Annotated in this window: 17 protein-coding genes and 1 riboswitch; of the genes, 13 read left to right on the forward strand and 4 right to left on the reverse strand. The window is 72.9% G+C overall.

Annotated elements, in window-relative coordinates; translation table 11 throughout:
* Positions 1-35 precede the first annotated feature (35 nt).
* The 4 genes from ABZ479_RS31720 to ABZ479_RS31735 all read left to right on the forward strand — a co-directional run bounded on the left by ABZ479_RS31720 (position 36) and on the right by ABZ479_RS31735 (position 5,074).
* The gene (locus tag ABZ479_RS31720) at positions 36-1,448 is read left to right on the forward strand and encodes an extracellular solute-binding protein (protein WP_500464776.1); all 1,413 of its coding nucleotides are present in this window, start codon (positions 36-38) and stop codon (positions 1,446-1,448) included.
* A 37-nt stretch (positions 1,449-1,485) separates the two neighbouring features.
* On the forward strand, positions 1,486-2,460 hold the full coding sequence (locus ABZ479_RS31725) for a carbohydrate ABC transporter permease (protein ID WP_500464777.1): 975 nt from the start codon (positions 1,486-1,488) through the stop codon (positions 2,458-2,460).
* A gap of 14 nt (positions 2,461-2,474) precedes the next feature.
* Positions 2,475-3,356, forward strand: a complete 882-nt coding sequence (locus ABZ479_RS31730) for a carbohydrate ABC transporter permease (RefSeq protein WP_500464778.1) — start codon at positions 2,475-2,477, stop codon at positions 3,354-3,356.
* A 98-nt stretch (positions 3,357-3,454) separates the two neighbouring features.
* A complete protein-coding gene (locus ABZ479_RS31735; RefSeq protein WP_500464779.1) occupies positions 3,455-5,074 on the forward strand; it encodes a glycoside hydrolase family 13 protein in 1,620 nt (539 codons plus the stop codon).
* Between the two features lie 99 nt (positions 5,075-5,173).
* Here the strand turns inward: ABZ479_RS31735 and ABZ479_RS31740 are convergent, their stop codons facing one another.
* Positions 5,174-7,624 (reverse strand): DNA gyrase/topoisomerase IV subunit A, encoded by a 2,451-nt coding sequence (locus ABZ479_RS31740; RefSeq protein WP_500464803.1) that lies wholly within the window; start codon positions 7,622-7,624, stop codon positions 5,174-5,176.
* A 205-nt stretch (positions 7,625-7,829) separates the two neighbouring features.
* Here ABZ479_RS31740 and ABZ479_RS31745 point away from each other — a divergent pair, with 205 nt between their 5' ends.
* The 4 genes from ABZ479_RS31745 to ABZ479_RS31760 all read left to right on the forward strand — a co-directional run bounded on the left by ABZ479_RS31745 (position 7,830) and on the right by ABZ479_RS31760 (position 12,760).
* Positions 7,830-9,182, forward strand: coding sequence for a M16 family metallopeptidase (locus ABZ479_RS31745; protein WP_500464780.1), 1,353 nt, complete (start codon positions 7,830-7,832; stop codon positions 9,180-9,182).
* A 17-nt stretch (positions 9,183-9,199) separates the two neighbouring features.
* The gene (locus ABZ479_RS31750; RefSeq protein WP_500464804.1) at positions 9,200-10,570 is read left to right on the forward strand and encodes a M16 family metallopeptidase; all 1,371 of its coding nucleotides are present in this window, start codon (positions 9,200-9,202) and stop codon (positions 10,568-10,570) included.
* A gap of 330 nt (positions 10,571-10,900) precedes the next feature.
* A riboswitch (cyclic di-AMP (ydaO/yuaA leader) is annotated at positions 10,901-11,057 on the forward strand.
* A 15-nt stretch (positions 11,058-11,072) separates the two neighbouring features.
* Positions 11,073-11,834: a M23 family metallopeptidase gene (locus ABZ479_RS31755; protein ID WP_500464781.1), complete on the forward strand. Its 762-nt coding sequence runs from the start codon at positions 11,073-11,075 to the stop codon at positions 11,832-11,834.
* 233 nt (positions 11,835-12,067) lie between these two features.
* Positions 12,068-12,760, forward strand: a complete 693-nt coding sequence (locus tag ABZ479_RS31760) for a GntR family transcriptional regulator (protein ID WP_499601842.1) — start codon at positions 12,068-12,070, stop codon at positions 12,758-12,760.
* A gap of 217 nt (positions 12,761-12,977) precedes the next feature.
* On the opposite strand, the gene ABZ479_RS31765 is transcribed toward ABZ479_RS31760, so the two are convergent.
* Positions 12,978-13,259, reverse strand: a complete 282-nt coding sequence (locus tag ABZ479_RS31765; protein WP_499601841.1) for an HPr family phosphocarrier protein — start codon at positions 13,257-13,259, stop codon at positions 12,978-12,980.
* A gap of 123 nt (positions 13,260-13,382) precedes the next feature.
* Here ABZ479_RS31765 and ABZ479_RS31770 point away from each other — a divergent pair, with 123 nt between their 5' ends.
* From ABZ479_RS31770 to ABZ479_RS31785, 4 genes are all read left to right on the forward strand, one after another.
* Entirely contained in the window at positions 13,383-16,106 is a 2,724-nt protein-coding gene (locus tag ABZ479_RS31770; protein ID WP_500464782.1) for a bifunctional acetate--CoA ligase family protein/GNAT family N-acetyltransferase, read from the forward strand.
* Positions 16,107-16,134: 28 nt separating this feature from the next.
* Positions 16,135-16,731: a DUF5998 family protein gene (locus tag ABZ479_RS31775; protein WP_499601838.1), complete on the forward strand. Its 597-nt coding sequence runs from the start codon at positions 16,135-16,137 to the stop codon at positions 16,729-16,731.
* On the forward strand, positions 16,731-17,915 hold the full coding sequence (locus tag ABZ479_RS31780; RefSeq protein ID WP_500464783.1) for an alkaline phosphatase family protein: 1,185 nt from the start codon (positions 16,731-16,733) through the stop codon (positions 17,913-17,915). Before ABZ479_RS31775 ends, ABZ479_RS31780 begins: the two co-directional genes overlap by 1 nt.
* A gap of 73 nt (positions 17,916-17,988) precedes the next feature.
* Positions 17,989-18,633 carry a thymidine kinase gene (locus ABZ479_RS31785; protein WP_500464784.1) on the forward strand — a complete coding sequence of 215 codons (645 nt, stop codon included), beginning with the start codon at positions 17,989-17,991 and terminating at the stop codon, positions 18,631-18,633.
* On the opposite strand, the gene ABZ479_RS31790 is transcribed toward ABZ479_RS31785, so the two are convergent.
* Entirely contained in the window at positions 18,630-19,430 is an 801-nt protein-coding gene (locus ABZ479_RS31790) for a VOC family protein (RefSeq protein WP_500464785.1), read from the reverse strand. The two genes, ABZ479_RS31785 and ABZ479_RS31790, sit on opposite strands and share 4 nt — an antisense overlap.
* 128 nt (positions 19,431-19,558) lie before the next feature.
* On the opposite strand from ABZ479_RS31790, the gene ABZ479_RS31795 reads away from it, so the two are divergent.
* Positions 19,559-20,398, forward strand: a complete 840-nt coding sequence (locus tag ABZ479_RS31795) for a sulfurtransferase (RefSeq protein WP_500464786.1) — start codon at positions 19,559-19,561, stop codon at positions 20,396-20,398.
* A gap of 92 nt (positions 20,399-20,490) precedes the next feature.
* Here ABZ479_RS31795 and sepH read toward each other — a convergent pair whose 3' ends face one another.
* Positions 20,491-21,576, reverse strand: a complete 1,086-nt coding sequence (gene sepH / locus ABZ479_RS31800) for a septation protein SepH (protein WP_500464787.1) — start codon at positions 21,574-21,576, stop codon at positions 20,491-20,493.
* Positions 21,577-21,590 lie beyond the last annotated feature (14 nt).

Below are 21,590 nucleotides of genomic sequence, written 5' to 3' on the forward strand. Positions count from 1 at the left end.
GGGTCTTCCACGCTCATGCCCGAAGGGGACCACCGATGAGAAGCTCCTGGTTCCGCCCCGCCCGCCGTGCCACCGCGGCCACGCTCGTCTCCGCGCTGGCCCTGGCCGCCCTGACCGCCTGCGGTACCAGCAGCAGCGCGGACAACGACAACAACGCGGGCGGCGGTTCGTCCGACCCCACCGCCCCGCTGGACCCCAAGGCCAAGGTCACGCTGACCATCGACTGCATGCCGCCGGCCGCGAAGAAGGCGGAGCTCAAGGAGTGGAAGGAGGACGTCGCCACCTTCAACAAGCAGTACCCGAACGTGACGATCGACGGTAAGTCGACGCCCGGTCAGTGCGAGGAGCCGGCGCGCTTCACGGCCGCGCTGAAGGCCAAGTCCCAGCCGGACGTGTTCTACACGTACTTCACCGACCTGCAGCAGGTGCTCGACAACGACGGCGCCGCCGACATCAGCGCGTACGTCACCGACAAGACCGTCCCGGCGCTCGCGGACATCGACTCCAACGTGCTCGACGTGCTGAAGAAGGACGGCAAGCTCTACGGCCTGCCCACCAGCAACTACCGCATGGGCCTGCTGATCAACCGCAAGCTCTTCGACCAGGCCGGCCTCGACCCCAACAAGCCCCCGGCCACCTGGGACGAGGTGCGCACCGCGGCGAAGGCCATCGCGGGCGTCGGCAAGGGCGTGTCGGGCTACGGCGAGTACAGCGCGCAGAACACCGGCGGCTGGCACTACACCGCGACGATGTACGGCCTGGGCGGCGACGTCGTGTCCGCCGACGGCACCAAGGCGGCCTTCAACACCGACCTCGGCAAGGAGATCGTGCAGAACCTGCACGACATGCGCTGGACCGACAACAGCATGGGCCAGACCCAGCTGCTGAAGTGGGGCGACCTGCAGAAGCAGATGGCCACCGACAAGCTCGGCATGTTCCTGGCCGCGCCCGACGACATCACGTACATGGTCCAGCAGCTCGGCGCCGACTACGCCAACTTCGGCATGGGCCCGATCCCCGGCGGCAAGGCCACCCTCTTCGGCGGCAACGACTACATGATCAAGAAGGGCAGCTCGCCCGACAAGATCAAGGCCGCCATCGCCTGGTTGAACTTCAAGACCCTCACCCCCGGCAAGGGCCAGTTCGACTACGCCCGCAGCAAGACGGACGGCCTCCCCGTCGGCCTGCCGCAGCCGGCCTTCTTCACCGGCGCCAGCAAGACGAAGGACGACCAGCTGAAGGCCGCCAGCGCCACCATGCCGGTCGAGAACTTCCGCGCCTTCATGGACAACCCGGTCCCCGGCAAGGCCGAGCCGCCGAAGGCGCAGGAGATCTACAAGGTCCTGGACAACGTGATGTCCGGCGTCCTGACGAACAAGAACGCGGACGCCGCCAAGCTGCTGTCCACCGCGGAGACCCAGGTCAACCAGGTCCTCGCCAACCAGTAGCCCAGGACCCCTCGGCCCCCGGCACCCAGGAGCGACGATGTCGGCCCCCAGCGCCCCCACCCTGCCCGCCAGCACTCCCGCGAAGAGCCGGTCGCGCCGTACGGTGCGCCGCCCCGCCCCGGACGGCCGACGTCCGGGGCGGGCCGGCCGCGCCCTGCGCCGCAACCTCACCGCGCACGCGTTCCTGATCGGCGCCGTGCTGTGCTTCGCGTTCTTCTCGTGGTACCCGATGGTGCGGGAGTTCCTGCTGGCCTTCCAGAAGACCGAGGGCGGGCAGACCACCTGGGTCGGCTGGTCCAACCTGAACTACGTCTTCCACGACCCCGCGTTCTGGCAGGCCTGGCGCAACACCCTGCTCTTCACCGGCCTGGCCCTGCTGCTCGGCTTCGCGGTGCCCTTCTTCGTGGCACTGCTGCTCAACGAGTTGCGGCACACACGGGGTTATCTGCGGCTGCTGGTGTACCTGCCGGTCATGCTGCCGCCGGTGGCCTCGGTGCTGCTCTTCAAGAACTTCTACAACCCCGAGTACGGCCTGTTCAACCGCATCCTGGAGACGCTGCACCTGCCCGCCCAGCAGTGGCTGCAGTCCACCGACACCGCCATGCTCTCGGTGGTCATCGCCTCCACCTGGATGAACATGGGCGGCGCCACCCTGATCTACCTGGCCGCCCTCCAGGGCATCCCCGGCGAGCTGTACGAGGCCGCCGAACTCGACGGCGCCGGACTGCTGCGCAAGATCTGGCACGTGACGATCCCGCAGACCCGGCTCATCCTGTCGCTGATGCTGCTGATGCAGATCATCGCCACGATGCAGGTCTTCACCGAGCCCTTCCTGCTGACCGGCGGCTCGGGCCCGGAGGGGTCCACGACCACCGTCGTCTACCTGATCTACCAGTACGCCTTCAGCTTCAACAACTACGGCGGTGCCGCGGCGCTCGGCCTGGTGCTGCTCGTACTGCTGGCGATCTTCTCCGCCGGCTACGTGCGGCTCAGCCGCGCCGCGGACGAGTAGGACGGGACACACCGATGAGCAGCAGCACCCGAACGCTGATATCGCCGACGCAGCTGGCGAGCCGCCGCGGCAAGATCGTCTACCGGACCGTCCTCGTCCTGGTCCTGGTCGCCTTCACGCTCGTCTTCCTCGGCCCGCTGTACTGGATGGCCTCCAACGGCCTGAAGTCCACCGAGGAGTTCGCGCAGATCCCGCCCACCGCCTTCCCGCACGCGATCCACCCCGAGAACTACAAGAGCGCGTGGGACGTGATGGACCTTTCCCACCTGCTGCTCAACACCCTCTGGTACGCCTTCGGGGCGCTCGCCTTCCAGCTCCTGTTCGACGTGGCGGCCGCCTACTCGCTGTCCAAGCTCCGCCCGGTGCTCGGCAACGTGATCCTGGGGATGATGCTCGCCACGCTGATGATCCCGGCCACCGTCCTGGTCGTACCGCAGTACCTGACGGTGTACGACGTGCCGATCTTCGAGCGCAACCTGCTCAACTCGCCCTGGGTGATCTGGCTGCCGTCGGTCACCAACGCCTTCAACATCTTCCTGCTGAAGCGGTTCTTCGACTCGGTCCCGCAGGAACTGCTGGACGCCTCCGCCATCGACGGAGCCTCCCCGCTGCGCACCCTGTGGTCGATCGTCCTGCCGATCTCCCGCCCGATCCTCGGAGTGGTCTCCATCTTCGCGGTCGTCGGGGTCTGGAAGGACTTCCTCTGGCCGATGCTCACCCTGCCCGACCCGACGAAGCAGACGCTCAACGTCGGCATCTACTCGCTCGCCAGCGGGGTGCCGGAGAACTGGCTGCTCGCGGCCATCGCGATGGCCTCGGTGCCCACCCTGCTGATCTTCCTGATCTTCCAGCGCAACATCATGAGCGGCCTCACCGCCGGCGGCCTCAAGGGCTGAGACCCGGCCCCGGCGGCCTCCGGCCGCACCCGTCCAGTACCACGCCGCCCGCCACGGGGCGGGCGGCGCGGTCCCAGCTGCCCGAAAGGACCAGTCACGTGGCAGACACCCACCCGGCCGAGGCCACCGACGCGTGGTGGCGCGGCGCCGCCATCTACCAGGTGTACGCACGCAGCTTCGCCGACGGAGACGCGGACGGCACCGGCGACCTCGCCGGGGTGCGGTCCAGACTGCCGTACCTGGCCGCGCTGGGCGTGGACGCGCTCTGGTTCAGCCCCTGGTACCCCTCGCCGATGGCCGACGGCGGCTACGACGTCGCCGACTACCGCGCCATCGACCCGGCGTTCGGCACCCTGGCCGACGCCGAGAAGCTGATCTCCGAGGCGCGCGCCCTCGGCATCCGCACCATCGTCGACATCGTCCCCAACCACGTCTCCGACCGGCACGTCTGGTTCCGGGCGGCCCTCGAGGCCGGGCCGGGCAGCGCCGAGCGCAAGCTGTTCCACTTCCGCACCGGCCGCGGCGAGGACGGTGAACTGCCGCCCAACGGCTGGCGTTCGCAGTTCGGCGGCTCCGCCTGGACCCGGCTCCCGGACGGCGACTGGTACCTGCACCTGTTCGCCCCGGAGCAGCCGGACCTCAACTGGGCCCACCCCGCGGTGCAGCGGGAGCACGAGGACGTCCTGCGCTTCTGGTTCGACCGCGGCGTGGCCGGCGTGCGCATCGACTCGGCCGCCATGGTCGCCAAGGACCCGGACCTGCCCGACTTCGTGGAGGGCACCGACCCGCACCCCTACATCGACCGCGACGAGCTGCACGACATCTACCGCTCGTGGCGCGCCGTCGCCGACTCCTACGACGGGGTGCTGATCGGCGAGGTGTGGCTGCCGGACACCGAGCGCTTCGCCCGCTACCTGCGGCCCGACGAGCTGCACACCGCCTTCAACTTCGACTTCCTGGCCTGCCCCTGGGAACCGGAGCGGCTGCGTGCCTCCATCGACGGGACGCTCGCCGCGCACGCCCCGGTCGGGGCGCCGGCGACCTGGGTGCTGGCCAACCACGACGTCACGCGTACCGTCACCCGGTACGGACGACGCGACACCGGCTTCGCCTTCGCCACCAAGGCCCACGGCATCCCCACGGACCTGGAGCTGGGCACCCGTCGTGCCCGCGCCGCCGCCCTGCTCACCCTGGCCCTGCCCGGGTCGGTCTACCTCTACCAGGGCGAGGAACTGGGACTGCCCGAGGTCGAGGACATCCCGGCGGAACTGCTGCAGGACCCGATGTACTTCCGCTCCGGCGGCACCGACCCGGGCCGTGACGGCTGCCGGGTGCCGCTGCCCTGGTCGGGCGACGCGCCGCCGTACGGCTTCGGGGGCGACCGGCCCTGGCTGCCGCAGCCGGCGGACTGGGCGCGCTACACCGCGGAGGCGCAGGAGACGGACGCCGGCTCGATGCTGAGCCTGTACCGGACGGCGCTGCGGCTGCGCCGCGCCGAACCCGGCCTCGGCGAGGGCCCGATGGCATGGCTCGACGGTCCCGGCGACGTGCTCGCCTTCCGCCGCGAGGGCGGCTTCGCCTGTGTGCTCAACCTGTCCGCGGACGCCGTCGGGCTCCCCGCGCACCGGCAGGTCCTGCTGGCCAGCGGACCGCTCGCCGACGACGGCCGGCTGCCCCGGGACACCTGCGTGTGGCTGCGCCTGGACGAACCGGCCTGATCCGGCGGGACAGCGGCGTACGCGTCCTGACACCGCGTACGCCGAGGGGCGCGGCACCCGCACCGGGTGCCGCGCCCCTCACCGCTTCGGGCCGGCCGGTCAGACCGGTCCGGCGACCACCGAGACGCGCTTGGTGAGGGCCACGCCGGAGCCGTCCCGGCGCGGGTCCTTCGGCGGGAGGTCGGCCGGCGCGCCCGTTGAGGTGGCGGCCCGGGCGGGGGTGCCACCGGCCCAGGCGAGCAGCAGCATGTCCTCGCCCTTCAGGAAGCGCTGGCAGCGCACACCGCCGGTCGCCCGTCCCTTGCGCGGGTACTGGTCGAACGGCGTGAGCTTGGCCGTGCCCTCCTCGGCCCCGGCGAGTGCCTCGCGGGTCCCGGCGAGGGTGAACACCACGGCGTCGGCCGAGGGGTCGACCGCGGTGAAGGAGATCACCTTGGCGCCGTCCGTCAGCTTGATGCCGGCCATGCCTCCGGCCGGGCGGCCCTGCGGCCGCACCTGGCCCGCGGGGTAGCGCAGCAGCTGGGCGTCGTCGGTGATGAAGACCAGGTCCTCCTCGCCGGTGCGCAGCTCGACGCCGCCGACGATGCGGTCGCCCTCCCGGAGCGCGATGACCTCCAGGTCGTCCTTGTTGGCCGGGTAGTCCGGCACGACGCGCTTGACCACGCCCTGCTCGGTACCGAGCGCGAGGCCGGGGGAGGACTCGTCGAGCGTGGTCAGGCAGACCACCTGCTCGTCCGCCTCCAGCGACAGGAACTCCGCGAGCGGCGCCCCGCCCGCCAGGTTCGGCGCGCCGGAGGGCTCCGGCAGGATCGGCAGGTCGATCACGGCGATCCGCAGCAGGCGCCCTGTGGAGGTGACCACGCCGATGTCGGCCCGTGCCGTCGTCGGGATCGCCGAGACGATCACGTCGTGCTTGACCCGCTTGCCGTCGAGCGGCGCCAGGGCCTCCCCGTTCGCCGTACGGGCCAGCAGCCCGGTGGAGGAGAGCAGCACGCGGCACGGGTCGTCGGCGACCTCCAGCGGCACGGCCGCGACGGGGGCGGCGCCCGGCTCCATCAGCAGGGTGCGGCGTTCGGTGGCGTACTTCTTGGCGACCGCCGCCAGCTCCGCGCCGACCAGCTTGCGCAGCTCGGCGTCGGACTCCAGGATCGCGGTCAGCTCCTCGATCTCCGCGGTGAGCCTGTCCCGCTCGGACTCCAGTTCCATCCGGTCGAAGCGGGTCAGCCGGCGCAGCGGGGTGTCGAGGATGTACTGGGTCTGGATGTCCGACAGCGCGAAGCGCTCGATCAGGCGCTCCTTGGCCTGGGCGGCGTTGTCGCTGGAGCGGATGATCGAGATGACCTCGTCGATGTCGACCAGGGCGACGAGCAGGCCCTCCACCAGGTGGAGGCGGTCGCGGCGCTTGCCGCGGCGGAACTCGCTGCGCCGCCGGACGACCTCGAAGCGGTGGTCGAGGTAGACCTCCAGCAGCTCCTTCAGGCCCAGCGTGAGCGGCTGGCCGTCGACCAGCGCCACGTTGTTGATGCCGAAGGACTCCTCCATGGGGGTCAGCTTGTAGAGCTGCTCCAGGACGGCCTCGGGGTGGAAGCCGTTCTTGATCTCGATGACCAACCGCAGTCCGTGCTCGCGGTCGGTGAGGTCCTTGACGTCCGCGACGCCCTGCAGCTTCTTGGAGCCGACCAGGTCCTTGATCTTGGAGATGACCTTCTCCGGGCCGACCGCGAACGGCAGCTCGGTCACCACCAGGCCCTTGCGGCGGGCCGTCACGTCCTCCACGGACACCGTGGCGCGGATCTTGAACGTGCCGCGGCCGGTCTCGTACGCGTCCCGGATGCCGTCCAGGCCCACGATCCGGCCGCCGGTCGGCAGGTCCGGGCCGGGGACGTGGCGCATCAGCGTCTCGAGGTCCGCGTTCGGGTGGCGGATCAGGTGGCGGGCGGCCGCGATCACCTCGCCCAGGTTGTGCGGCGGCATGTTGGTCGCCATGCCGACCGCGATGCCCGAAGCGCCGTTGACCAGCAGGTTCGGGTAGGCCGCGGGCAGGGCCACCGGCTCCTGCTCCTGGCCGTCGTAGTTCGGCGTGAAGTCGACGGTGTCCTCGTCGATCGACTCGACCATCAGCATCGCGGTGGGGGTCGTGCGGCACTCCGTGTACCGCATCGCGGCCGGCGGGTCGTCGTTGCCGAGCGAGCCGAAGTTGCCGTGGCCGTCGACCAGCGGCACGCGCATCGAGAACGGCTGGGCCATGCGCACCAGCGCGTCGTAGATCGAGGAGTCGCCGTGCGGGTGGAGCTTGCCCATCACCTCGCCGACGACGCGGGCGCACTTCACGAAGCCGCGCTCAGGGCGCAGCCCCATCTCGTTCATCTGGTAGACGATCCGCCGGTGTACCGGCTTGAGCCCGTCGCGGGCGTCCGGGAGGGCGCGCGAGTAGATGACCGAGTAGGCGTACTCGAGGAAGGACCCCTGCATCTCGTCGACGACGTCGATGTCGAGGATGCGCTCCTCGAAATCGTCCGGCGGCGGGGTCTTCGTGGTGCGGCGGGCCATCAGGGCGCTGCTCCTTCGGCTGGACCTCATCGGATAAGGACACGGGACTGTCGCGGACCATTGTGGACCGCCCCACCGACAGCCCGGACCACCCCCCGCCTCATACCTGGCGGTGACGGGAACTTCGCGGGCCGTTTGTCCGCTGCCTAGAGTGGCAGGTCTCAGCACAAAACAACGAGTACGCGACCGGAAGGACAGCTTGCCCATGGGTCACACGGCCACGCCGGAGGCAGAATCCGGCGGCCTCACCGCGACCGAGCACCGCCTGGCCAACGGCCTGCGCGTCGTGCTCTCCGAGGACCACCTCACCCCGGTCGCCGCGGTCTGCCTCTGGTACGACGTCGGTTCCCGCCACGAGGTGAAGGGCCGTACCGGACTCGCCCACCTCTTCGAGCACTTGATGTTCCAGGGTTCGGCGAACGTCAAGGGCAACGGCCACTTCGAACTGGTCCAGTCCGCCGGCGGCTCCCTCAACGGCACCACCAGCTTCGAGCGCACCAACTACTTCGAGACCATGCCGGCCCACCAGTTGGAGCTCGCGCTCTGGCTGGAGGCCGACCGCATGGGCAGCCTGCTGTCCGCGCTGGACCTGGAGAGCCTGGACAACCAGCGCGACGTGGTCAAGAACGAGCGCCGTCAGCGCTACGACAACGTCCCGTACGGAACCGCCTTCGAGCGGCTGACGGCGATGGCGTACCCGGACGGCCACCCGTACCACCACACCCCCATCGGTTCGATGGCGGACCTGGACGCCGCCTCCCTGGAGGACGCGCGCGCCTTCTTCCGGACGTACTACGCGCCGAACAACGCCGTCCTCTCGGTCGTCGGCGACATCGACCCGGAGCAGACGCTGGCCTGGATCGAGAAGTACTTCGGCACCATCCCGTCCCACGACGGCAAGCCGGCGCCCCGGGACGGTTCACTCCCGGGGGTGATGGGCGGGCAGCTCCGCGAGGTCGTCGAGGAGGACGTCCCCTCGCGCGCGCTGATGGCCGCCTACCGGCTGCCGCACGACGGCACCCGCGAGGCCGACGCCGCGGACCTGGCGCTGACCGTCCTCGGCGGCGGTGAGTCCTCGCGGCTGCACAACCGCCTGGTACGCCGGGACCGCAGCGCCGTCGCGGCCGGGTTCGGGCTGCTGAGGCTGGCCGGGGCGCCGTCGCTCGGCTGGCTCGACGTGAAGACGTCCAGCGGCGTCGAGGTGCCCGCCGTCGAGGCGGCCGTCGACGAGGAACTGGCCCGCTTCGCCGAAGAGGGCCCGACCCCCGAGGAGATGGAGCGGGCCCAGGCCCAGCTCGAGCGCGAGTGGCTGGACCGGCTCGCCACCGTCGGCGGCCGCGCCGACGAACTGTGCCGCTACGCCGTGCTGTTCGGCGACCCGCAGCTGGCCCTGACGGCCGTCAGGCGCATCCTGGACATCACCGCCGACGAGGTGCGCGCCGTCGCCGCGGCCACCCTGCGGCCCGACAACCGCGCCGCGCTGGTCTACGAGCCCACCGGCTCCGCGGCCGCCGCGGGCGAGGACTCCGACGAGGACGAGGAGGGCGCGGACCAGTGACCGACGTCCACACCACCATGACGTTCCACCCGCAGCCCCGGCCGGGGCAGCCCAAGCCCTGGGACTTCCCGGCCCCCGAGCGCTCCACGCTGCCGAGCGGGCTGACGGTGCTGCGCAGCCGGCGGCCCGGCCAGAAGGTCGTCGCCGTGGAGGTGCTGCTCGCGGCGCCGCTCGACGCCGAGCCCGAGGGCCTCGACGGCGTCGCCACGATCATGGCGCGGGCGCTGTCGGAGGGCACCGACAAGCACAGCGCGGAGGAGTTCGCCGCCGAGCTGGAGCGGTGCGGGGCCACCCTCGACGCCCACGCCGACCACGCCGGGGTCCGGGTGTCCCTGGAGGTCCCCGTCTCCCGGCTCGACAAGGCCCTCGGCCTGCTCGCCGACGCGCTGCGCGCCCCGGCGTTCCCGGACGGCGAGGTCGAGCGGCTGGTGAACAACCGCCTCGACGAGATCCCGCACGAGCTGGCCAACCCGGCCCGGCGCGCCGCCATGGCGCTGTCCAAGGAGCTCTTCGCCGCCGAGCTGCGCTGCTCCCGGCCGCGCCAGGGCACCGAGGAGACGGTCGCGCGCATCGACGCAGACGCCGTCCGCGCCTTCTACGACACGCACGTGCGCCCGTCCACCTCCACGGTCGTCGTGGTCGGCGACCTCGCGGGCATCGATCTGGACGCGCTGCTGGCGGGCACGCTGGGGGAGTGGAGCGGCAAGCCCGGCGAGCGCCGCCCGCTGCCGGCGATCACCGCGGACGACACCGGACGCGTCGTGATCGTCGACCGGCCCGGGTCCGTGCAGACCCAGGTGCTCATCGGACGCGCCGGGGCGGACCGCCACGATCCCGTCTGGGCCGCCCAGGTGCTCGGTACGTACTGCCTCGGCGGCACGCTGACCTCGCGCCTGGACCGCGTCCTGCGCGAGGAGAAGGGCTACACCTACGGCGTGCGGGCCTTCGGGCAGGTGCTGCTCTCCACTCCCGAGGGCACCGGGGCCTCCCTGCTGGGCATCAGCGGATCCGTGGCGACCGACGTCACCGCGCCCGCGCTGGCCGACACCTGGCAGGTGCTGCGCACCCTGGCGGCGGAGGGGCTCACCGACGACGAGCGCGACGCCGCCGTGCAGAACCTGGTGGGCGTCGCCCCACTGCGTTACGAGACCGCCTCGGCGGTGGCCGGCACCTTCGCCGACCAGGTCGAGCAGTCCCTGCCGGACGACTTCCAGGCGCGGCTCTACGAGCGCCTGGCCGTCACCGGCACGGTCGAGGCGACGGCGGCGGCCGTCAACGCGTTCCCCCTCGACCGGCTCGTGGTCGTCCTCGTCGGCGACGCCTCCGTCATCGCGGACCCGATCCGCGAGCTGGGCATCGGCCCGGTCGAGGTTGTCACGGGCGGCTGACCGGCACCACCCCTACCGCGGCCCCGGGCGCCCTCGCGGCGCCCGGGGCCGCGGTGCGCGAACGGCCGGGGACGTCCGCGCCGGTGGTCCGTGACGCCGGTCACGGTCCGCACCGCGTCCCCACCCCTCCTCGCCGCCGCCGCGCAGGGGCCTTCCGCGGGCGCGCGGACCGCCGCGGAGCTGCGGCGTCGCGGTATTGCGGACGGTTGCGACCGGTTGGTGGCCGGTGTGGCATCCCGCACATATTGCCGGATTTTTTTGGAACGGGAAGCAACGCCTGGTTAACGTCCTCGGGTTGCCCGGCGGAAGCAGCCGCCTCCCGCGGCACCGGAGCAACGATCGCCGAGTCCCCGTCGGGCGTGAGCCTGGGGAGCCGGGGACCCACATGAGAAGTCCCTGGGGTGAATCGGGCGGCGTGCCGTCGCCCGTAGGAGACCTTCCTGCTCCGAACCCGTCAGCTAACCCGGTAGGCGAGAAGGAAGGAAAGGATCTCCGCCTGCCCATGGCGTCGTTCTCGATACGTTCCACCCTGGCCGGCGCCGCCGCGCTGACCACCGTCACCACCGGCGCGTTCGTCGTGCCCGCCGCGGCCGCCGACACCGGCACCGCGGGGTCCGCCTTCGCCCGCTGCGCGGCCGTCGCCGACGACCTCGCCACGCACCTCGCCGACCAGGCCTCGGCCCAGCACCGGGCCGCCGTCGCCGCCCAGAAGCGCCATGACGCCAAGGTCGCCAAGGCCAGGCGCGCCGCCCGTGAGCGTGCCGCCGAGGAGGCCGCCGCCAAGGCGGCCAAGGCCAAGGCGGCGCGGAGCGACGCCGCGCACGCGTCGCGGAGCGCCGCGGCCGGCCGGGGCACGCTCGGCGGCTGGACGCTGCCGGTCGCCGGTTCCATCGGCACGCCGTACCACGCGACCAGCAGCCTGTGGTCCTCCGGTTACCACACCGGCGTCGACTTCGTGGCCTCCGTCGGCACCCCGGTGCACGCCGCCGGTGCGGGCACCGTCGTCGAGGCCGGTTGGGGCGGCTCGTACGGCAACAACATCGTGATCCGCCACGCGGACGGCATGTACACCCAGTACGGCCACCTGTCCTCGCTGGGCGTGTCCGTGGGGCAGACCGTCTCCGCGGGCCAGCGGATCGGCCTGTCGGGCGCCACGGGCAACGTGACCGGGCCGCACCTGCACTTCGAGGCCCGTACGGCCCCGTCCTACGGCTCCGACGTGGACCCGCTGGCGTACCTGCGCTCCAAGGGCGTCCGCGTCTGAGCGACCATCCGACCATTCCCCTCCCCCCACCCGAAGGCCCCGGTCCCCCCGCCGGGGCCTTCGGCATGCCGGCGTTTCCCGGCCGCGGGTGTGTCCGAAAACGCTCCATGAATTCAGGACGCCCGTCGGAATCGACGCCGCACTGGAATAGAGTCGCGGCAGAAACGCCGGCTCCTCCGTTGCGCGCGGATCAAAAGGACGGTCGTCGGCGCGCACCGGAAGGAATCTGCGATGTGGGGTCGGACGTGAACGGGAGCGGCGCTGCGGGCCGCCGGATTTCCGCCGCAGCCGTGTGCGCGGCGATCCGTGACGACATCGTCAGCGGGTTCTTCGCGCCGGGCAGCCGGTTGACGGAGGAGCAGTTGGCCAAGCGCTACGGGGTGTCCCGGGTCCCGGTGCGCGAGGCGCTGCGCACCCTGGAGTCCGAGGGCTTCGTGCGCACCCGCCGGCACGCCGGGGCGTCCGTCGCCGAGCCCACCGACCAGGAGGCCGCCGACCTGCTGGACATCCGTGCCCTGCTGGAGCCGCTGGGCGCCGCCCGGGCGGCGCAGCGGCGCACCGAGGCCCATGTGAAGGTGCTGCGCGGCCTCGTCCGGCTGGGCCAGGAGCGTTCACTGCGGCGCCAGTCGTCGGACCTGCCCGCCCTGGACGGCTGGTTCCACGAGACGCTGGCCCAGGCGTCCGGCAGCCCGACCCTGGTGGCGCTGCTGACCCAGCTGCGGCACAAGATCGCCTGGGTCTACGCGGTGGACACCCCGGACCGCGCCGTGGAGTCCTGGGCGGAGCACGGGGCGGTCGTCGACGCGGTGGCGCGCGGTGACGCGGAGCGGGCCCGGCGGCTGACGGCGGACCATGTGGAGCGGGCGACGGCGGCACACCGGTTGCGCCGTCCGCAGAGCACGGGGCGCGGCGCCGCGGCGCGGTGAGGAATCCGAAACACGCCGTACACATGTCGAGCGGCCGGGTTTAACCTAAGTGCCGTATACAAATCGGGGAATGGTGTGCGGAGGTATTTCCGTGTTCCCCGCGCGGTGCGCCGCCGGGAATTCCGCCGGAATGACGGAGGGGCGGGTCCCGAACGAAATCCGGCCGGATTTCGTTCGGGACCCGCCCCTTTTGCCGTACCGCGCTGCCGCGCGTGTGTCAGACGGTCTCGGGGAGCTCGTCCAGCCCCTCGGAGACGAGCTTGGCGAGGCTGTCCAGAGCGGCGTCCGCGCCCTCGGCGTCGGAGGCGAGCACGACCTCCTCGCCGCCGGCCACGCCCAGGCTCAGCACGGCGAGCATCGAAGCGGCGTTGACGGGGGCGCCGTCCGCCTTGGCGATGGTGACGGGCACACCCACGGCGGTGGCGGCGCGGACGAAGATCGAAGCGGGACGTGCGTGCAGGCCCTCGGCCCAGCCGATGGTGACGCGGCGCTCAGCCATGGTGTTGCCCTTCGGGATCGTTCCTAAGGAGGTCTAGACCAGTCTGCCATGCCTCGGACACCGGTCCGTCCCCCACATCGTCGCACCGGTTCCGCGGCGGGCGGCGGCCCGTACGCTGGGGCCATGACGACGCCGTCCGACGCAGAGCGCGACTACCCGGTCCACTGGGAGGCGGACGTGGTCCTGCGCGACGGCGGGATCGCCCACGTCCGGCCCATCGCGCCGGACGACGCGGGGCGGCTGGTGAGCTTCTACGAGAAGGTCTCCGACGAGTCCAAGTACTACCGCTTCTTCGCGCCCTACCCCCGGCTCTCCGACCGGGACGTGCACCGCTTCACCCACCACGACTACCGCGACCGCGTCGGCCTGGCGGCCCTGGTCGGGGGCGAGTTCATCGCGACCGTCCGCTACGACCGCACCGACGACCGCGAGGCCGAGGTTGCCTTCCTGGTCCAGGACGCGCACCAGGGCCGCGGCGTGGCCTCCGCCCTGATGGAGCACGTCGCCGCGGTGGCGCAGGAGCGCGGCATCCGCCGCTTCATCGCCGAGGTGCTGCCCGCCAACCGCAAGATGATCAAGGTCTTCACCGACGCGGGCTACACCCAGCAGCGCAGCTTCACCGACGGCGTCGTCCGGCTCGAGTTCGACCTGGAGCCCACCGAGCGGTCCCTCGCCGTCATGCGTGCCCGCGAGCAGCGCGCCGAGGCCCGCTCCGTCCAGCGGCTGCTCGCCCCCGCCTCGGTCGCCGTCATCGGCACCGGACGCCGCCCGGGCGGCGTCGGCCGCGGCATCCTCCGGAACATCCTCGCGGGCGGCTACACCGGGCGCGTCCACGCCGTGAACCGCTCCTTCCCCGAGGACCGGCACACCCTCGAACCCGAGGGCGTCCCCGCGCACCGCTCCGTCGCCGAGATCCCCGACGGCGTCGACCTCGCCGTGATCGCCGTCCCCGCCGACGAGGTCGCCGAGGCGGTCGACGCGTGCGGCCGGCACGGCGTCCTCGGCCTGCTGGTGATCTCCTCCGGATACGCCGAGTCCGGCGCCGAGGGCCGCCGCAGGCAGCGCGACCTGGTACGGCAGGCGCTCGCCCACGGCATGCGGGTCATCGGGCCCAACGCGTTCGGCATCCTCAACTCCGCCGAGGACGTCCGGCTCAACGCCTCCCTGTCGCCCGAGACCCCGGACGCCGGCCGGCTCGGGCTGTTCACCCAGTCCGGGGCCATCGGCATCGCCCTGCTGTCCGGGCTGCGCCGCCGCGGCGCCGGGCTGTCGTCCTTCGTCTCGGCGGGCAACCGGGCGGACGTCTCCGGCAACGACATCCTGCAGTTCTGGTACGACGACCCGGCCACCGATGTCGCCCTGCTCTACCTCGAAACCCTCGGCAACCCGCGGAAGTTCTACCGCCTCGCCCGGCGCACCGCCGCCGTCAAGCCGGTCGTCGTGGTCAAGGGCGCCCGGCACTCGGCGGCCGCCCCGCCCGGACACGCCGTGCCCCCCGCCCGCATCCCCGACGGCACCGTCTCCGCCCTGCTGCAGCAGGCCGGCGTCATCCGCACCGACACCGTCACCGAGCTCCTCGACACCGGGCTGCTGCTGTCGTGCCGGCCGCTGCCCGCCGGACCCCGCGTCGCGATCCTTGGCAACTCCGAGTCACTCGGGCTGATCACCTACGACGCCTGCCTCACCGCGGGCCTGGAACCCGGCCTCCCCCTCGACCTCACCACCGCCGCCGGACCGGAGGACTTCCGGGCCGCCCTCGCCGCGGCCCTCGCCGACCCCGCCCACGACGCCGTCGTCGTCACCGCCATCCCGCGCGTCGGCTCCGAGCTCGCCGAGGTCCCCGCCAGCAGCGACGACCCCGCGCTGGCCGAGGCCCTGCACGCCGCCGCGGACGGGCCCGGCGCCGGCAAGCCCGTTGTGGTCGTCCACACCGCGCTGGAGGCCATGGCCACCCGCCTCGCGGCCGTCCGCATCCCCGCCTACGGAGCCGCCGACCGCGCCGTGAAGGCCCTGGCCCGGGCCGCCGCCTACGCCCGGTGGCGCAGGGACGCCCAGGAACCGGGCAGGGTGCCGGAGTTCGAGGACGTCGACGAGGCGGGCGCCTGCCAGGACGTCACCCGGCTGCTCGACGCCGCCGGGGAGCCCGCCGCCGTCAGCCGGGGCGTCACCCTCGACGACCTCGCGGCAGCCGGCCTGCTGGGCCGCTACGGCATCACGGTGCGGCCCACCCTGCCCGCCCCCGGGATCGACGCGGCCCTGGAGGCGGCCCGCCGGCTCGGCTACCCGGTCGCCCTCAAGACCACCGCGCCCCACCTGCGGCACCGCGCCGACCTCGGCGGCGTACGCCTGGACATCGCCGACCCCGACGACCTCAGCCGCGCCTTCGGGGAGCTGACCGCACGGCTGGGCAAGCCCGAGGAGCTGCACCTGGTCGTCCAGGCCATGGCACCGCGCGGGGTCGACACGGTCGTGCGCGCCACCGTCGACCCGGCCGCGGGCGCCGTGCTCTCCTTCGGCATCGCCGGGGCCCCTTCCGAACTCCTGGACGACATGGGGCACCGGCTGGTCCCGGCCACCGACCGGGACGTCGCCGAGCTGGTCCGCTCCATCAAGGCGGCCCCGCTGCTGTTCGGCTGGCGCGGCGCGGAGCCGGTGGACACCGGGGCCCTGGAGGAACTGCTGCTGCGGGTGTCGCTGCTGGTCGACGACCTGCCCGAGGTGGTCTCCGTCGACCTCGAACCGGTGGTGGTGGCCCCCGCGGGCCTCACCGTGCTCGGCGCCTCCGTCCGCCTCGCGCGCCCCCCGGCCCGCACGGACCTCGGACCCCGCGCACTGTCGTCCTTCTGAACACATGCTCCGCACTAGGATGGTCGCCATGGCGAAGACCGGTACGACGACCCAGGGGCTGCGCGCGGCGATCGAGCGCAGCGGCTACTACCCCGCCCTCGTGGCAGAGGCCGTGGAGGCCTCCGTCGGTGGGGAGCCGGTCGCGTCGTACCTGGTCCACCAGGAGACCACCTTCGACGCGAACGAGGTCCGCCGGCACGTCACCGTCCTGGTCCTGACCAGCACCCGCTTCATCGTCAGCCACACCGACGAGCAGAGCGCCGACGACACCTCCCCGAGCCCCTACGCCACCACCTCCACCGAGTCGGTCAAGCTCGAGCGGATCTCGTCGGTCGTGCTGAGCCGGGTCGTCGCCAACCCCGAGTCGTACACCCCCGGCACCCTGCCCCGCGAGGTCGTGCTCACCATCGGCTGGGGCGCGGTCAGCCGCATCGACCTGGAGCCCGCCGCCTGCGGCGACCCCAACTGCGAGGCCGACCACGGCTACACCGGCTCCTCCACCGCCGACGACCTCAGCCTGCGGGTCAGCGAGGCGGGCGACGGCCCGGAGACCGTCCGCCAAGCCCTCGCCTTCGCGCAGGCGCTCTCCGAGGCGACCGCGAGCACCGCGAGCGCGGCCTCCTGATGGTCCATCCCGCCCCGTCCTACGAACCGCTGGACCCGTACGCCGCCCCCGCCCCGCGCTACGGCACCGGCTCGCTGAGCGACCTGCTGCCCGCGGTCGCCGCCGGGCTCGGCATCCCGGGCGTCCCGCCGACGGCGCTCGACCTCGCGCCCGCGGACCGGGTCTGCGTGTTCCTCGTCGACGGCATGGGGTGGGAGCTGATCCGCCGGCATCCCGACGAGGCGCCGTTCCTCACCGCCCTGATGGCGGGCTCCGCCACCGGCAGCGGCCGGCCGATCACCGCGGGCTTCCCCTCCACCACCGCGACCTCGCTCGCCTCCGTCGGCACCGGCCTGCCGCCCGGCGCGCACGGCCTGGCCGGCTACACCGTGCTGAACCCGGACACCGGCGAGCTGATGAACCAGCTGCGCTGGCAGCCGTGGACCTCCCCGGCCGAGTGGCAGCCGCACCCCACCGTCTTCCGGCTGGCCCAGGAGGCCGGCGTGGAGACCTGCCAGGTCACCTCGCCCACCTTCGAGCACACCCCGCTGACCAAGATCGCCCTCAGCGGCGGCACCTTCCACGGGCGGCTCACCGGCGAGGAGCGCATGGACCTCACCGCCGAGCGGCTCGCCGCGTCCGACCGCGCGCTGGTCTACACGTACTACAGCGAGCTGGACTCCATGGGCCACCGGCACGGTGTCGACTCCGACGCCTGGCGCGGCCAGCTGATGATGGCCGACCGGCTCGCCCAGCGGCTCGCCGAGCAGCTCCCGCCGCGCAGCGCCCTCTACGTCACCGCCGACCACGGCATGATCGACATCCCCTTCGACCCCGAGTCGCGGATCGACTTCGACGAGGACTGGGAGCTGCGCGCCGGCGTCGCCGTCCTCGGCGGCGAGGCCCGGGCCCGCCACGTGTACGCCGTGCCCGGCGCCGCCGGCGACGTCCACACGGTCTGGAGCGAGGTGCTCGGCGAGCAGATGTGGGTGGCCTCCCGCGAAGAGGCGATCGCCGCGGGCTGGTTCGGCCCCGTCGTGGAGGACCGGGTGCGCGGCCGCATCGGCGACGTCGTCGCCGTCGCCCGCGACGACATCGCGATCGTCGCCACCCGCTCCGAGCCGGGGGAGTCCACCATGGTCGGCCTGCACGGTTCGATGACCCCCGTGGAGCAGCTGGTGCCGCTGCTCGAGGTCCGCACCTGACGCGGCGCCGACCGCTCGCACAGCCCCCCCTCGCACCACCCACCGCCCCGCCCCGAAAGGCCGCCGCCTCCTCATGCCTGAGCTCGTGTTCTTCTCCGGAACGATGGACTGCGGGAAGAGCACCCTCGCCCTGCAGATCGAGCACAACCGCTCGGCACGCGGCCTGGAGGGCCTGATCTTCACCCGCAACGACCGCGCAGGCGAGGGCGTCCTGTCCTCCCGGCTCGGCCTGGAGACCAAGGCCGTCGAGGCCACCGACGACTTCGACTTCTACGGCTACCTCGTCACGCACCTGTCCGGCGGCGCCCGCGCCGACTACGTCATCGTCGACGAGGCCCAGTTCTTCACCCCCGGCCAGATCGACCAGCTCGCGCGCATCGTCGACGACCTGCGGCTGGACGTCTTCGCCTTCGGGATCACCACCGACTTCCGCACCAAGCTCTTCCCCGGCTCCCAGCGGCTGATGGAGATGGCCGACCGGATAGAGGTGCTCCAGGTCGAGGCCCTGTGCTGGTGCGGCGCCCGCGCCACGCACAACGCCCGTACGGTGGGCGGGAAGATGGTCGTCGAGGGCGAGCAGGTCGTCGTCGGCGACGTCAACCGCCCCGGCACGGAGACCGGCTACGAGGTGCTCTGCCGCCGCCACCACATCCGGCGGATGACCGCGGCCGCGGCGCGTGCGGCGGCGATCTCGCCGGACGTCCTGCCGGTCGACTAGCTCCCGCTGCTCCCGGCGCCCTGCTGCGGCCGGGAGCGGATCACGGTGAAGACGGCGCCCTCGGGGTCCGCCACGGTCGCCAGCCGGCCGTGCTCGGAGTCGCGCGGGGTGCGGAGGACGCTGCCGCCCAGGTCCAGCACGCGGCGCGCGGCGGCGTCGGTGTCGGCGACCTCGAAGTACGTCATCCAGTGCGCCCCGCGGTCGCGCGGCAGGGACCGGCCGACGCCGTGGACACCGGCGACCGGACGGCCGGCGAGGTGGAGCGTCAGGTAGTCGAAGTCGGTGGAGACGACCGCGTCGGTCTCCAGTCCGAAGACCACCGAGTAGAACGTGCCGACCAGCGAGGTGTCGCGGGTGACCAGCTCGTTCCACACCGGTGCGCCCGGCTCGCCGGTGACCTCGGTCCCGCGGTGCCGCCTGGCCTGCCACACCCCGAACACCGCGCCCATCGGGTCCGACGCGACGGCCAGTCGTCCCGCGTCGTCCGCGTCGAGCGGTCCGACACCCACCGTGCCGCCGCAGGTCCGGATCAGCTCGGCGGTCTTGTCGGCGTCGTCCGCGGCGAAGTAGGTCGTCCAGGCGACCGGCAGATGCCGGTCCCCGGGCAGCTCGCCGATGCCGGCCACGCTCCTGCCGCCCAGCGTGGCGCGGACGTACGGGCCCAGGGAATGCGGACCGGGGTGGAACTCCCAGCCGAACAGCCGGCTGTAGAACTCCTGCGTGGCCTCGACGCTGTGGGCCAGCAGGCTGACCCAGCACGGGGTGCCGTGCGGGTGGCGGTTCCCTACATCGGTCATCAATTCTCTCCTGGGGAGCAACGCTCGGGCTTGCAGGGGAAGTGCCACAGCGATGCTCGCACCACCGGGTGTGCCGCGGACCGGGGCCGTGCCGCGGGTTTCCCGCGCCGGGTGACCACAATGGGCTTATGCATCCTGTCATTACCGTAACCGAATTGGCCGCATTGCCGAAGGGCTCCCCGGGAGGCGCCGTCCTTCTGGACGTCCGCTGGCAACTGGGCGGCCCGCCCGGACGTCTCGCCTACGAGGCCGGTCACCTGCCCGGCGCGCACTACGTCGACCTGGACACCGAGCTCGCCGGGACGCCCGGTGCGGCCGGCCGCCATCCCCTGCCGGACCTCGCGGTGTTCACCGCCGCCATGCGCCGCGCCGGCGTCGGCCCGGACCGCGACGTGGTGGTCTACGACGGGGGACTCGGCTGGGGCGCGGCGCGCGCGTGGTGGCTGCTGCGGTGGGCCGGCCACGAGCGGGTGCGCGTCCTGGACGGCGGGCTCGCGGCGTGGACGGCGGCAGGGCTGCCCCTGGAGACGGACGTCCCCGCCGACGAGGAGGGCGACTTCACCGCCACGCCGGGCGCGCTCGCCGTGCTGACCGCCGACGACGCGGCGGCGCTGGCCCGCCGCGGTGTCCTGCTGGACGCCCGGGCGGCGGAGCGCTACCGCGGCGACACCGAGCCCATCGACCCCGTCGCCGGTCACATCCCCGGCGCGGTCAACGTCCCGACCACGGAGAACGTCGTCCCGGGCACCGGTGTCTTCCGCGCCGCCGGCGAACTGGCGGCGCGCTTCGGCGAGGCCGGCGCCACGCCGGAGGCCGAGGTCGGGGTCTACTGCGGCTCCGGCGTCTCCGGCGCCCACGAGGTGCTGGCCCTGGCGGTCGCCGGCGTCCCCGCGGCGCTCTACGTCGGTTCCTGGAGCGAGTGGTCCACGGCGGGCCGCGACGTCGCGACCGGGCCGCAACCAGGCTGACGCGGCGCCGGCGCCCGGCCCGTCCGGAGGAGGGCGTGAGGACGGCGCGGAGGACGGCACCGGGGCACCCCCTGCGGGGCGCCGTGCCCCGGTCAGTCCTGCTTCTTGCGCCGGCTCCCGAAGACGATCTCGTCCCAGCTCGGTACCGTCGCCCGCCGCCCCGGCCGCACCCCGTCCGCCTCGGCCTGGCGGTCGGTGGACCCGACCAGCCGGTCGCGGTGGGCGCCGACCGAACGCGGCATCAGGACGTCGGCGTACGCGGAGCCCGCGCCGGCGCTCGCGGCGGGGGCCGGCGGTGCCTCCTCCTCGGCGGGCGCCTCGGGGGCGTCCTCCGCCACCGAGGCCGCGGCCGGCGTGTCGGGCGTGGTGGAGGGCGGGCCCGCCTGGGCGGGCACCACCATGTCGCCGCGGAAGCTGGGGACCGCCTCCAGGAGGCTGGTCAGGGAGTCGCGTTCCTCCTCCGCCCGCTCCTCGGCCGTGCGTTCGGCCCGCTCGGGCCGGTCCAGCGCGCGGTCGCGCGGCAGCCGTGCGATCCGCGGGACGAAGGGGTAGCTCGGCTCCTGCGCGGGCTCCTGGGTGGTCTCCCCGATGAGGGCGCGCGCCTCGTCGTCCACGGCCTGCACGAGCCGGCGCGGCGGGTCGTACGTCCAGCTCGCCGAATGCGGCTCACCGGCCACCCGGTAGACGAGGAGCACCTCCCAGGTGCCGTCGTCGCGGCGCCAGGAGTCCCACAGGACGGTGTCCTTCTCGGCGCCGCGCAGCAGCAGCCGTTCGGCGACGGCCTCACCGAGCTGCGGACCGGTGCTCTCGCCCTGCCGCCGCACCGCGGTCTTGCGGGCCCGCTCGGCCATGAAGGCGCGCTCCGCGAGCACGGGGCCCTCGAAGCGCCGGACGCGTTCCACCGGGATCCCGGCGAGCTGGGCGACCTCCTCCGCGGTGGCACCGGCTCGTATCCGCGCCTGGATGTCGCGCGGGCGCAGATGGCTCTCGACCTCGATCTCGATCTGGCCGAGCCGCGCGCGGTCGTTGCGGATGGCGGCACGCAGGCGTTCGTCGATCGGAAGGGTGTACTCCGTGCTGTCGGCAGCCTTGAGCACCAGTCGTGTGCCGTCGTTGCTGACAGCCACGACACGCAGTTCGGGCACGGTTACCTCCCGGGTGGTGCCTGCCGACGTCACGTGCGTCGCTGCTC

Source organism: Streptomyces sp. NPDC005722 (assembly GCF_040630935.1).
Classification (GTDB): domain Bacteria; phylum Actinomycetota; class Actinomycetes; order Streptomycetales; family Streptomycetaceae; genus Actinacidiphila.